Origin of the sequence: Mycobacterium sp. M26 (genome assembly GCF_001494595.1) — a bacterium.
Taxonomy (GTDB): domain Bacteria; phylum Actinomycetota; class Actinomycetes; order Mycobacteriales; family Mycobacteriaceae; genus Mycobacterium.
Genome location: NZ_LN929908.1, coordinates 2,529,123 through 2,542,069, shown reverse-complemented (window position 1 = coordinate 2,542,069; position 12,947 = coordinate 2,529,123). Strand labels below are relative to the sequence as shown.

General features: G+C 68.4%; 11 protein-coding genes. 9 read left to right on the top strand and 2 right to left on the bottom strand.

Going from position 1 to position 12,947, the window contains the following annotated elements:
* The first annotated feature begins 44 nt into the window (after positions 1-44).
* From fabG1 to BN3385_RS21445, 3 genes are read left to right on the top strand one after another with little or no spacing between them, the layout of a single operon-like run.
* Positions 45-785: a 3-oxoacyl-ACP reductase FabG1 gene (gene fabG1 / locus BN3385_RS21455; protein WP_059019810.1), complete on the top strand. Its 741-nt coding sequence runs from the start codon at positions 45-47 to the stop codon at positions 783-785.
* Positions 786-819: 34 nt separating this feature from the next.
* The gene (inhA, locus tag BN3385_RS21450) at positions 820-1,629 is read left to right on the top strand and encodes an NADH-dependent enoyl-ACP reductase InhA (RefSeq protein ID WP_059019808.1); all 810 of its coding nucleotides are present in this window, start codon (positions 820-822) and stop codon (positions 1,627-1,629) included.
* Positions 1,626-2,699, top strand: coding sequence for a ferrochelatase (locus tag BN3385_RS21445; RefSeq protein WP_082690584.1), 1,074 nt, complete (start codon positions 1,626-1,628; stop codon positions 2,697-2,699). Before inhA ends, BN3385_RS21445 begins: the two co-directional genes overlap by 4 nt.
* Here the strand turns inward: BN3385_RS21445 and BN3385_RS21440 are convergent.
* On the bottom strand, positions 2,665-3,537 hold the full coding sequence (locus tag BN3385_RS21440; RefSeq protein WP_059019806.1) for an Rv1486c family protein: 873 nt from the start codon (positions 3,535-3,537) through the stop codon (positions 2,665-2,667). The two genes, BN3385_RS21445 and BN3385_RS21440, sit on opposite strands and share 35 nt — an antisense overlap.
* 78 nt (positions 3,538-3,615) lie before the next feature.
* Here BN3385_RS21440 and BN3385_RS21435 point away from each other — a divergent pair, with 78 nt between their 5' ends.
* Positions 3,616-4,050 carry an NfeD family protein gene (locus BN3385_RS21435; RefSeq protein ID WP_059019805.1) on the top strand — a complete coding sequence of 145 codons (435 nt, stop codon included), beginning with the start codon at positions 3,616-3,618 and terminating at the stop codon, positions 4,048-4,050.
* Positions 4,051-4,085: 35 nt separating this feature from the next.
* Positions 4,086-5,303 (top strand): SPFH domain-containing protein, encoded by a 1,218-nt coding sequence (locus tag BN3385_RS21430; protein WP_059019803.1) that lies wholly within the window; start codon positions 4,086-4,088, stop codon positions 5,301-5,303.
* Here the strand turns inward: BN3385_RS21430 and BN3385_RS21425 are convergent.
* Positions 5,300-6,034, bottom strand: a complete 735-nt coding sequence (locus BN3385_RS21425) for a TVP38/TMEM64 family protein (protein ID WP_059019801.1) — start codon at positions 6,032-6,034, stop codon at positions 5,300-5,302. The two genes, BN3385_RS21430 and BN3385_RS21425, sit on opposite strands and share 4 nt — an antisense overlap.
* A 159-nt stretch (positions 6,035-6,193) precedes the next feature.
* Here BN3385_RS21425 and mutA point away from each other — a divergent pair, with 159 nt between their 5' ends.
* The 4 genes from mutA to lipL all read left to right on the top strand — a co-directional run bounded on the left by mutA (position 6,194) and on the right by lipL (position 12,649).
* Positions 6,194-8,053 carry a methylmalonyl-CoA mutase small subunit gene (gene mutA, locus BN3385_RS21420; RefSeq protein WP_059019799.1) on the top strand — a complete coding sequence of 620 codons (1,860 nt, stop codon included), beginning with the start codon at positions 6,194-6,196 and terminating at the stop codon, positions 8,051-8,053.
* 5 nt (positions 8,054-8,058) lie between these two features.
* The gene (gene scpA / locus BN3385_RS21415; RefSeq protein ID WP_059019797.1) at positions 8,059-10,326 is read left to right on the top strand and encodes a methylmalonyl-CoA mutase; all 2,268 of its coding nucleotides are present in this window, start codon (positions 8,059-8,061) and stop codon (positions 10,324-10,326) included.
* Entirely contained in the window at positions 10,326-11,309 is a 984-nt protein-coding gene (meaB, locus tag BN3385_RS21410) for a methylmalonyl Co-A mutase-associated GTPase MeaB (RefSeq protein ID WP_059019795.1), read from the top strand. Before scpA ends, meaB begins: the two co-directional genes overlap by 1 nt.
* Positions 11,310-11,380: 71 nt before the next feature.
* Positions 11,381-12,649 carry an esterase/beta-lactamase LipL gene (gene lipL / locus BN3385_RS21405; RefSeq protein WP_502688084.1) on the top strand — a complete coding sequence of 423 codons (1,269 nt, stop codon included), beginning with the start codon at positions 11,381-11,383 and terminating at the stop codon, positions 12,647-12,649.
* Positions 12,650-12,947: the final 298 nt, after the last annotated feature.

Sequence of the window (12,947 nt, the reverse complement as noted above, 5' to 3'; positions counted from 1 at the left end):
TGTCGATTTCGGCGCGACCGGTGGCAGGCACTAAGTTGACGGGCATGACCGATAACGCTGTGGGCGGTAAACCTCCGTTCGTCTCCCGCTCGGTGCTGGTCACCGGCGGCAACCGGGGCATCGGCCTGGCGATCGCGCAGCGGCTGGCGGCTGACGGTCACAAGGTGGCCGTCACCCACCGCGGATCCGGCGCCCCCGAAGGATTGTTCGGCGTGGTGTGTGACGTCACCGACAGCGAGGCCGTCGACCGCGCGTTCAAAGAGGTCGAGGAGCACCAGGGTCCCGTCGAGGTGCTGGTGTCCAACGCCGGCATCTCCAAGGACGCCTTCCTGATGCGGATGACCGAGGAGCGGTTCACCGAGGTCATCGACGCCAACCTCACCGGCGCGTTCCGGGTGGCCCAGCGGGCCTGCCGCAGCATGCAGCGCAATCGGTTCGGCCGCATCATCTTCATCGGCTCGGTCTCCGGCATGTGGGGCATCGGCAATCAGGCCAACTACGCGGCCGCCAAGGCCGGTCTGATCGGCATGGCGCGCTCGATCTCCCGGGAACTGTCGAAGGCCGGTGTCACCGCCAACGTGGTCGCGCCCGGATACATCGACACCGAGATGACACGTGCCCTCGACGAACGGATTCAGGCCGGCGCCCTGGACTTCATTCCCGCCAAGCGGGTGGGGACGGCCGAAGAGGTGGCCGGTGCGGTCAGCTTCCTGGCCTCCGAGGACGCCAGTTACATCGCCGGTGCGGTGATCCCCGTCGACGGCGGCATGGGAATGGGCCACTAGGCCCCGAGAGCCAATAGAGGAGAAGGACTTTCACATGGCAGGTTTGCTCGAAGGTAAGCGGATCCTGGTCACCGGGATCATCACCGACTCGTCGATCGCGTTCCACATCGCACGGGTCGCCCAGGAGCAGGGCGCCGAGATCGTGTGCACCGGCTTCGACCGCCTCCGTCTGATCCAGCGCATCATCGACCGGTTGCCCAACCCGGCACCCTTGCTGGAACTGGACGTGCAGAACTCCGAGCACCTCGACAGCCTGGCCGGCCGTATCAGCGAGGTCATCGGCGAGGGCAACAAGCTCGACGGCGTGGTGCACTCGATCGGCTTCATGCCGCAGACCGGGATGGGCGTCAACCCCTTCTTCGACGCCCCCTACGAGGATGTCGCCAAGGGCATCCACATCTCGGCCTACTCCTACGCCTCGCTGGCCAAGGCCACCCTGCCGATCATGAACGCCGGCGGCGGCATCGTCGGCATGGACTTCGACCCCACCCGGGCGATGCCCGCCTACAACTGGATGACGGTGGCCAAGAGCGCGCTGGAGTCGGTGAACCGGTTCGTGGCCCGCGAGGCCGGCGCCTACGGTGTGCGCTCCAATCTCGTTGCCGCAGGCCCGATCCGGACCCTGGCCATGAGCGCCATCGTCGGCGGTGCGCTCGGCGACGAGGCCGGTGCCCAGATGCAGCTGCTCGAAGAGGGTTGGGACCAGCGCGCCCCGCTCGGCTGGGACATGAAGGACCCGACCCCGGTGGCCAAGACCGTCTGCGCCCTGATCTCGGAGTGGCTGCCTGCCACCACCGGCACCATCATCTACGCCGACGGCGGCGCCAGCACCCAGTTGCTGTGACGGACGTCGACGCGCTCCTGGTGCTGTCCTTCGGCGGGCCCGAAGGGCCCGACGAGGTGATGCCGTTCCTGGAGAACGTCACCCGCGGGCGCGGTATCCCGCCGGAGCGGCTCGCCGGTGTCGCCGAGCACTATCTGCACTTCGGCGGCGTCTCGCCCATCAACGCGATCAATCGCGCACTCATCGACGAGATTGTCGCCGAACTCGCCGATCGCGGTGAGCAACTGCCGGTGTACTTCGGCAACCGCAACTGGCATCCGTTCGTCGAGGACACCTTGGCCACCATGACGGCCGACGGCGTGCGCCGCGCCGCGGTGTTCACCACGTCGGCCTGGGGTGGCTACTCCGGATGTGCGCAGTACCAGGAGGATCTGACCAGGGCCCGGGCCGCGGTCGGTGACGGTGCGCCCGAACTCATCAAGCTGCGGCAGTTCTTCGACCATCCGTTGCTGATCGAACTGTTCGCCGAGGCGATTGCAGACGCCGCGGCCACCCTGCCCGAATCACTGCGCCAGAAGGCCAGATTGGTGTTCACCGCGCACTCGATCCCGCTGCGCGCGGCCAATCGGTGCGGGCCGGACCTCTACGCCCGGCAGGTGGCTTACTGTGCGGGGCTGGTGGCGGCCGCCGCCGGATACGACGACTATGACCAGGTGTGGCAGTCGCGTTCCGGGCCGCCGCAGGTGCCCTGGCTGGAACCTGATGTGGGCGATCACCTTTCGGCCCTGGCGGCGGCTGGTACCGAGGCCGTCATCGCCTGCCCGGTCGGCTTCGTCTCCGACCACATCGAGGTCATCTGGGATCTGGACAACGAACTCAAGGAGCAGGCCGACGACCTCGGTATCGCCTTGGCCAGGGCCTCGACGCCGAACGCGCAGCGCCGCTTCGCCCGCATGGTGCTCGATCTGCTCGACGAGGCCCGCGACGGCCGGGAACCCGCCAGAGTCGTTGGTGCCCAGCCAGTTCCGGGCTACGGGTCCAGCGTCAACGGCCAGTTCTGCACGGCCGAATGCGTAGCCACCGCGGCCGCAGCGGCTAACGCTGCCAGGCCGACTCCAGGATCGCGCTGACCGCGGCCATCCGGGCCGAACGCACCACGCCGGCCAGCGGCCGCAGTGCCTCGCTGGCGATCTGAGCCTCCGAGGCGCTCTGCGTGCCGATCGGCATCAGCCCTGAACTCACGGTGATGATGGCGTCCACCCGGGCCGCGTTCTCCAGCACTCGCAGCGCGCGGGTCGGCGCATGGTCGGGGGCGCGGTGATGCTGGTTGGTCTCCAGCACCTGCTCGACGAGTCCCCGCGGGTCGTCCACCGCACCGGCCGATCCCAGTTGCAGGGCACCGAGTGCTTCGGCGGCTGAGCGCACCGCCGAGCGCAGCGCGTACTCGGCCTCGCCGAGGTCGACGTGGTCCGGCGGCGGGCCGGCCGGCAGCGAGTAGACCGTCCAGGACAGAGCGCACAGTTCCGGAACCCGGTCGCCATCGGGGAGTTCGTCGTCGACGTCGTCGTATTCGAAGTCGGGGACCAGTCCGACGACGTCACCGCCTGCGCCGGTGATGATCATCGCCTCGCCCGATGCCAGCGCGTCGCGCTGGAATTGGGTACCGGCCGCCAGTCCGCGAACGTCGCCGGGAACCGGCAGAGCAACCGATATCGAAGGCCGCGAAGGCCAGCCGATGTCGGCGCGGCCACCGGCGACGCTGCGCACCGTCTGCAGCAGTGATACCGCACCGGCATCGTCGACATCGGGCCAGGGCAGGCCGGTCCGGCCCGCCGCCACCGAGTCGTATGCGGTCACGGAATGCGTTGGCGCCCAGGAGGATAACGCGTCCAGGACGTCATCGGGCGCCGCCTGGCCGGCCAGCCAGGCGTTGGCCCACATCGACAGCGAAACACTCGGGCACCACATGATGCTGGCAGTGTAATGGGTGGACCTTGAAGTGGCCGTCCGCAACCACGGCTTCGTTTTCCCGCGTATCCTGGCCTTATGCCCGGGGCGCTGATCTGGCTCGTGTTCGCACTGGGCCTTGCCGGTGCCGAAGCACTCACCGGTGACATGTTCCTGCTGATGCTCTCCGGTGGTGCGCTGGCCGCGGCCGGGTCGAGCTGGCTACTGGACCTGCCGGTGTGGGTCGACGGCGCGGTGTTCCTGGTGGTCTCGATCCTGCTGCTGGTGCTGGTTCGGCCGACCTTGCGGCGAAAGCTGAGCGCCGGCAAGGGGCTGCCCGACCCGGTCAAGGCGCTGGAGGGCAAGAATGCGCTGGTGCTCGGCCGGGTGTCCCAGCATGAAGGCCAGGTGAAACTCGACGGCGAGGTCTGGACGGCCCGCCCGTACAACGACAACGATGTGTACGAACCGGGTGATCACGTCACCGTCATGCACATCGACGGCGCCACTGCCGTGGTCTGGAAGAACGCGTGAGAAATCAGGCTCAATCCCACTAAGGAGAATCCGCAATGGACGGTGCCATAGCCGGCCTCGTACTGCTGGCGGTGCTGGTGATCTTCGCCGTCATCGTCGTCGCGAAATCGGTCGCCCTGATCCCGCAGGCCGAGGCCGCGGTCATCGAACGGCTGGGCCGCTACAGCAAGACGGTGTCCGGGCAGCTGACCCTGCTGGTGCCGTTCATCGACCGGATCCGGGCCCGGGTCGACCTGCGTGAGCGGGTGGTCTCGTTCCCGCCGCAGCCGGTGATCACCGAGGACAACCTGACGGTCAACATCGACACCGTCGTCTACTTCCAGGTGACCAACCCGCAGGCCGCGGTCTACCAGATCAGCAACTACATCGTCGGCGTGGAGCAGCTGACCACCACGACCCTGCGCAACGTGGTCGGCGGCATGACCCTGGAGCAGACGCTGACCTCGCGCGACCAGATCAACGGACAGCTGCGCGGCGTGCTCGACGAGGCCACCGGCCGCTGGGGACTGCGGGTGGCCCGGGTGGAACTGCGCAGCATCGACCCGCCGCCGTCGATCCAGGACTCGATGGAAAAGCAGATGCGTGCCGACCGCGAGAAGCGCGCCATGATCCTCACCGCCGAGGGCACCCGGGAGGCATCGATCAAGCAGGCCGAGGGCGCCAAGCAGGCCCAGATCCTGGCTGCCGAGGGCGCCAAGCAGGCCGCCATCCTGGCCGCCGAGGCCGACCGCCAGTCCCGGATGCTGCGCGCCCAGGGTGAACGGGCCGCCCAGTACCTGCAGGCGCAGGGCCAGGCCAAGGCGATCGAGAAGACGTTCGCGGCGATCAAGGCTGGGCGGCCCACCCCGGAGTTGCTGGCCTACCAGTACCTGCAGACCCTGCCGCTGATGGCCAAGGGTGAGGCGAACAAGGTGTGGGTGGTGCCCAGCGACTTCGGCTCGGCGTTGCAGGGCTTCACCAAGCTGCTCGGCGCGCCCGGCGACGACGGTGTGTTCCGCTACACGCCCTCGCCGGTCGATGACAACCTGCCCAAGCCCGAGGACGACAGCGACGAAGTCAAGGACTGGTTCAACACCCAGACCGACCCTGAGATCGCCCAGGCCGTGGCAGCCGCCGTCGCCGACGCCCGGTCGACCGACCTCGGTGCCCTCACCGCGGCTCCGGTCGACCCGCTGCCCCCGATGCAGTACCCGCCGCTGTCCCAGCAGCAGGCCGATTCGTCGGGCCCGCGGCACGGATCCACAGAGGCCTAGCTGGTCGACGCCGGTTCGGTGTCGGATTCGTCGGCCGGTGTTGGCTGCGCCAGCCGATGGTGGCGCCGGTACTGCCGGGTCTCGTAGGCCAGCCCGGTGAGCCCGAGGCAGGCGGTGCACAGGGAGACCAGCACCAGCAGCGGGCTGACGTTGCCGGTCAGCGCGTCACCGAGGATCACGACCGCCGCGGTGCCCGGCAGCAGCCCGATGACGGTGGCCAGCAGGTAGGGCGTCAGGCGCACGGCCGAGGCCCCGGCCGCGTAGTTGAGCACAGAGAACGGCACGGCCGGGATCATCCGCAGGGACAGGATCGCCGGCCAGCCCCGGGCGCGCAGCCGGGCGTCGACCGATTCGATCGCCGGGTGGCTAACCAGAGTGCTGAGCTGCCAGCCCAGTGCCCGCACCAGGATCAGGGCAATCACCGCGCTGAGCGTGCTGGCGACCACCGCGATGCCGACTCCGAGGGCGGGGCCGAAGAGTAGGCCGGCAGCCAGGGTGAAGGCGGTCCTGGGGAACGGGAACACGGTGACCACGATGTGGGCGCCCAGGAATGCCAACGGGAACCACGGGCCGACGGACGTGGCCCAGTCTCGGAGCTGAACGGCGGTCGGCAGCGGCACCAGAAGTGCGATTGCGACGAGGATCACAGTGGCCAGCAGGGTCAGGACGAGCCGGGTTCGGGACACCTGACGCGCGGTGGCGATCAGCGCTGACCACGCACTGCGCCACATGCTGCGAGTCTTCGATGTCACGTTCACCAAGGTTACGGCCCCCGGGCGCCGACTTGCCGGGTGCGGCGCGGGTTACCGACGGGTACGCGTAGTCGGCCGCGTCACGGAAAAAATGATCATTTAGCCTGATGGTCAGATGGCTGGTCCCGGGGCCGCCACATGCTGCGACAACAGGAGTTGCCGGTGTCGGTGAAGGTGGACGAGGAGCGCGCCCGCTGGCGCACTGCGGTGGCCGGTGTGCTCGCCAAGAGCACCCGTCGTGATCCGGCCGACCTGCCGCCCGAACCCGAGCGCCTGCTGGACTCGGCCACCTACGAGGGCTTTTCGATCCGCCCCCTGTACACCTCGCTCGACGAGCTGCCTGAGGCGCCGCTGCCGGGTGCCTGGCCGTTCCTGCGCGGCGGTGATGCTCGCCGGGATGTGATCGCGGGATGGAAAGTGGCCGAAGCCTTTCCGGCCGCCACCGTGGCGGTGACCGACGGCAACGCCGCCGTGCTCGATGCGCTCGCCGACGGTGTCAGTGCGCTGGTGCTGCGCGTCGGTTCGTCCGGGGTGGCCCCCGCCGATGTGGATCGCCTGCTCGAAGGTGTCTATCTGGACCTGGCGCCGGTGATCCTGGACGCGGGCAGTGACTTCACGGCGGCGGCCGACGCGGTGCTGGCGCTGGTGGCCGGCGCCGACGACGCCAAGCGGGCGTCGATGTCGATCGACCTCGGCGCCGATCCGCTGACCGCGCCGCTCAGCGGCCGCGAGACGGCGTCGGTTCAGGATGTGGTGGCTGTCGCGACAGGCCTGGCCGGCAAGCCGGGCGTGCGGGCGATTACCGTCGACGGCACCGCACTGCACAACCGCGGTGCGAACGCCGCGTGGGAACTCGCCGGCGCCCTGGGCGCTGCGGTGAGCTACGTGCGGGTGCTCACCGAGGCCGGCATCGGCGTCGCCGAGGCGTTGCGGCAGATCAGCTTCCGGCTGGTGGCCGACGACGACCAGTTCATGACGATCGCGAAGTTCCGTGCCGCGCGTCTGCTGTGGGCCCGGGTCGCCGAGGTGCTCGGTCAGCCGGACAGCGGTGCGGCGGTGCTGCATGCCGTCACCTCGCTGCCGATGATGACTCAGCGCGACCCGTGGGTGAACATGCTGCGGGCCACGCTGGCTGCCTTCGGCGCGGGTGTCGGGGGAGCTGACACCGTGCAGGTGCTGACCTTCGACGTGGCGATCCCCGGCGGATTCCCCGGTGTCGGGCAGGGCTTCTCGCGGCGGATCGCACGCAACACCCAGTTGCTGCTGCTCGAGGAATCCCACATCGGCCGGGTGCTGGACCCGGCGGGCGGATCCTGGTACGTCGAGGATCTCACCGAAAGCCTTGCGGCCCAGGCATGGTCGCATTTCCAGGACATCGAAGCCCGCGGCGGGTTCATCGCCGCGCGCGACCATGTCGCCGAGCAGGTGGAGCAGGTGCGGGCCCAGCGGGCTGACGACATCGCCCACCGCCGCACGGCGATCACCGGTGTCAACGAGTTCCCGAACCTGGCCGAAGCGGCTCTCCCGCAAAGCGACTCGGCGGTGACCGTGCAGCGCTACGCAGCCGGTTTCGAGGCGCTGCGTGACCGCTCCGATGCCTACCTGGAGCGCACCGGTGCCCGCCCGTCGGTGCTGCTGCTGCCGCTGGGCCCGCTCGCCGAACACAACATCCGGACCACCTTCGCCGCCAACCTGCTGGCATCCGGCGGCATCGAAGCGGTGAACCCGGGAACCGTCGACGCCGCGGGAGTGGCGGCCGCGGTCGCCGACTCCGGAGCCTCCGTCGCGGTGCTCTGCGGCACCGACGTCCGCTACGGCACCGACAGTGCCGCGGTGGTGCAGGCGGCCCGTTCGGCCGGTGTCGACCAGATTTTCCTTGCCGGTCCGGAGAAGGCCGTCGCCGACAATTCGGCCGACGCCAAACCGGATGGGTATCTGACCGCGAAGATCGATGCGGTCGAAGCGCTTTCGTCCCTGCTCACCCGATTGGGGGCCTGACCGCCATGACTCAGTCCGATATCGCTGCCGCAACCGCGCAGGTACCCAGCTTCGCCGACGTTCCGCTGCACGGCGACACCACTGTGGCGCGCCCCACCGAAACTGATGTGGCTGAGCATGTTTCGGCTGCTGCCGCCGCACACGGCTATGCCGCCGAGCAGCTGGACTGGCAGACGCCGGAAGGCATCGCCGTCAAGCCGGTCTACGTCGGCGCCGACCGCGATGCTGTGGTGGCCGACGGCTATCCACTGGACAGCTTCCCCGGCGAGCCGCCGTTCATCCGCGGGCCCTACCCGACGATGTACGTCAACCAGCCCTGGACCATCCGGCAGTACGCCGGGTTCTCGACGGCGGCCGATTCCAACGCCTTCTACCGCCGCAACCTGGCTGCCGGCCAGAAGGGTCTGTCGGTGGCATTCGATCTGGCCACCCACCGCGGCTACGACTCCGATCACCCGCGGGTGCAGGGTGACGTCGGGATGGCCGGGGTGGCGATCGACTCGATCCTGGACATGCGGCAGCTCTTCGACGGTATCGACCTGTCGTCGGTGTCGGTGTCGATGACGATGAACGGCGCAGTGCTGCCGATCCTCGCGCTGTATGTGGTGGCCGCCGAGGAGCAGGGCGTTCCGCCGGAGAAGCTGGCCGGGACCATCCAGAACGACATCCTCAAAGAGTTCATGGTCCGCAACACCTACATCTATCCGCCGAAGCCCTCGATGCGGATCATCTCCGACATCTTCGCCTACACCAGCGCCAAGATGCCGAAGTTCAACTCCATCTCGATCTCCGGCTACCACATCCAGGAAGCCGGTGCCACAGCCGATCTGGAGCTGGCCTACACGCTGGCCGACGGTGTGGACTACATCAAGGCCGGCTTGGACGCCGGGCTGGACATCGACAAGTTCGCCCCCCGGTTGTCTTTCTTCTGGGGCATCGGGATGAACTTCTTCATGGAGGTCGCCAAGCTGCGCGCGGGCCGGCTGCTGTGGAGCGAGCTGGTTGCCGGCTTCGGGGCCAAGAGCCCGAAATCGCTGTCGCTGCGCACGCATTCGCAGACCTCAGGGTGGTCGCTGACCGCCCAGGACGTGTTCAACAACGTTGCCCGCACCTGCATCGAGGCGATGGCGGCTACCCAGGGTCACACCCAGTCGCTGCACACCAACGCTCTCGACGAGGCGCTGGCGCTGCCCACCGACTTCTCGGCCCGCATCGCACGCAACACCCAGCTGCTGCTGCAGCAGGAATCGGGCACCACCCGGCCGATCGATCCCTGGGCGGGGTCGTACTACGTTGAGTGGCTGACCCATCAGCTGGCGCAGCGGGCGCGGGCGCACATCGAGGAGGTCACCGCGCACGGCGGGATGGCCCAGGCGATCAGCGACGGCATCCCGAAGCTGCGTATCGAGGAGGCCGCCGCCCGCACCCAGGCCCGCATCGACTCCGGCGCCCAGCCGCTGATCGGGGTGAACAAGTACCAGGTCGCCGAGGACCAGGAGATCGAGGTCCTCAAGGTCGAGAACAGCCGGGTGCGTGCCGAGCAACTGGCCAAACTGCAGCAGCTGCGTGCGGAAAGAGATGAGGCCGCCTGCCAGGCAGCGCTGGCCGAACTGTCCCGGGCGGCCGGAGCGACCGGCCCAGCAGGGGAGGACGGTCTGGGCAACAACCTGTTGGCGCTGGCCATCGACGCCGCGCGGGCCAAGGCCACCCTCGGCGAGATCTCCGATGCCCTGGAGAAGGTGTACGGAAGGCATCAGGCCGAGATCCGCACCATCGCCGGGGTGTACCGCGACGAGGTCGGAAAGGCCCAGAACGTGACTGCCGCAACCGAATTGGTGCAGAAGTTCGCCGAGGCCGACGGCCGCCGGCCGCGCATCCTGGTGGCCAAGATGGGTCAGGATGGCCACGACCGCGGGCAGAAGGTGATCGCCACCGCCTTCGCCGACATCGGCTTCGACGTCGACGTGGGTTCCTTGTTCTCCACGCCCGAGGAGGTGGCCCGCCAGGCCGCCGACAACGACGTGCACGTGGTCGGCGTGTCCTCTCTGGCAGCCGGGCACCTGACCCTGGTTCCGGCGCTGCGCGACGCGCTGGCCGAGGTCGGGCGCCCCGACATCATGATCGTGGTGGGCGGGGTCATCCCGCCCGGTGACTTCGACGAGCTCTACGCGGCCGGGGCCACGGCGATCTTCCCGCCGGGAACCGTTATCGCCGACGCCGCGGTCGACCTGGTGCAGAAGTTGGCCGACCGACTGGGTTACGACCTCTCCTGATGTCCTTCGACGTCGCTGCCCTGGCCGGGGCGATCCGCAGCGGTGACCGGGCGGCGCTGCCGCGGGCCATCACGCTGGTGGAGTCGACCCGGGCCGACCACCGCGAGCAGGCCCAGCGCCTACTGCTGGAACTGATGCCGGATGCCGGTAAGGCGCTGCACGTCGGTATCACCGGCGTGCCCGGGGTGGGGAAGTCGACCACCATCGAGGCGCTGGGGATGTACCTGATCGGGCAGGGTCACCGGGTGGCGGTATTGGCGGTGGACCCGTCCTCGACCCGTACCGGCGGCTCCATCCTGGGCGACAAGACCCGGATGGCGCAGCTGGCGGTACAACCGGAGGCCTACATCCGCCCGTCGCCGACATCGGGCACTCTCGGCGGGGTGGCCAGGGCCACCCGCGAGACGATCGTGTTGCTCGAGGCCGCCGGGTTCAACGTGATCCTGGTGGAGACCGTGGGGGTGGGACAGTCCGAGGTGGCCGTCGCCAACATGGTGGACACCTTTGTCTTCCTCACCCTCGCCCGCACCGGTGACCAGTTGCAGGGCATCAAGAAGGGTGTGCTGGAACTGGCCGACATCGTCGTGGTGAACAAGGCCGACGGTGCGCACGCCACCGAGGCCAAGGCCGCCGCACGTGAACTGTCCGCCGCGCTACGACTGATCTATCCTCGCGAAACCCTCTGGCGTCCACCTGTTTTGACGATGAGCGCGGTGGAGGGGACCGGACTGGCCGAACTGTGGGACACCGTGCTGGCGCATCGCGACGTGTTGACCAAGGCCGGCGAGTTCGACGCCCGCCGGCGCGCCCAGCAGGTGGACTGGACCTGGTCGATGGTGCGCGATGCGGTACTGGACCGGGTACTCACGCATCCTGCGGTGAAGACCCGTCGCGCCGAGATCGAGCGACAGGTCCGCGACGGTGAGCTCACCCCGGCACTGGCCGCACAGCAGATCCTGGACGCCGCCGAGCAGTCAAGCTGACCGGCCGGTGCGCACTTAACGAATTGGCAACATTTCTTCGCGCTGGTGCTTAGGCCGGTTAAATTTCTCCTGTGGCACAGGTGACACGTGATCCTTCGGTGCTGCCGCGCGGGGTACAGGGCGCGGCAGACCCGAACTTTGCGTACGCCGTGCGCAGTTTCGCGAACCTGTTCCCGCACCCGCGGTTCGGCGGCGGCGCGCTGGCGGTCTACCTCGACGGTCAGCCGGTGGTCGACGTCTGGACCGGCTGGTCGGACCGGCGCGGACGAGTCCATTGGTCGGCCGATACCGGCGCCATGGTGTTCTCCGCGACCAAAGGAGTCGCCTCCACGGTGATTCACCGGCTCGTCGACCGCGGTCTCATCGACTACGACGCACCGGTCGCCGAGTACTGGCCGGAGTTCGGTGCCAACGGCAAGGCCGAGATCACCGTGCGCGACGTCATGCGCCACCGGGCCGGTCTGGCGCACCTGCGTGGCGTCCGCAAGCGCGAGCTGCTCGACCACCTCCATATGGAGGAGCGGATCGCCGCGGCACCCGTGGGCAGGCACTTCGGCAAGCCGGCCTATCACGCCATCACCTACGGCTGGCTGCTGTCCGGCCTGGCCCGCGCGGTCACCGGCAAGGGGATGCGCGAACTGATCCGTATCGAGGTGGCCGAGCCGCTCAACACCGACGGCATCCATCTGGGCCGTCCGCCGGTTGGTGCCCCGACCCGGGCCGCCCGCATCGTCGGGCCACAGCTCAACATCCCCAACCCGGTGTTCAACGCGATCGCGCCCCGGGTGGCTGCCTTCGAGGTGTCCGCCATCTTCGGCTCCATGTACTTCCCGGGGATGAAGGCCGTGGTGCAGGGCGATATGCCGCTGCTCGACAGCGAGCTGCCCTCGGCCAACGGTGTCGCCACCGCACGCAGCCTGGCCCGGATGTACGGCGCTATCGCCAATGGTGGCGAGATCGACGGCCAGCGGTACCTCTCCTCGGAGCTGGTTGCCGGCCTGACCGGGCGGCCGAGCCTGGCCCCGGACCGCAATCTGATCCTGCCGATGGCGTTCCACCTGGGCTATCACTCGTTGCCGTTCCCCGGCGTGCTGCCCGGGTTCGGTCACGTCGGTCTCGGTGGCTCGCTGGGCTGGGCGATACCGGATAAGGGATTGTCCTTCGGTTTCGTCCACAACCGGCTGCTGACGCCGTTCGTGGTCACCGATCAGGCGGGCTTTGTCGCCACAGCCGCGCTGATTCGGCACGGAGCGGCGGCGGCGCGTAAGAACGGTTTCGCCCCCGTGCAGGAGTTCGGTGCGACGTTCGCACCCCAGGCCGCCGGAGTCGTCGCGGGCTAGCTGCACGCCCTGTTGATCGTGTCCGCACGGGTTCTGTCGTGTCGCGTTCTCGGCGTGTCGCGCAAGACTCGCCGGACCTAACGGACGCAAAGCACCCTCATATCTGGCTCACAGCAAACTTCGACCCAACGTTCATACCGCCTCTGACTAGCAGTGACTGGGGTCACCTTCCGGCTCTTTCCGGACGCCTTGAGTGCATTTTCGGAGGCAAGTACGCCAATTAGTGTCGAATAGCCGGTCGTTTAGCAAAAGGCGTTTGCTGACTCTTGGGAAAATGTCAGAATAATCCGATAACGAC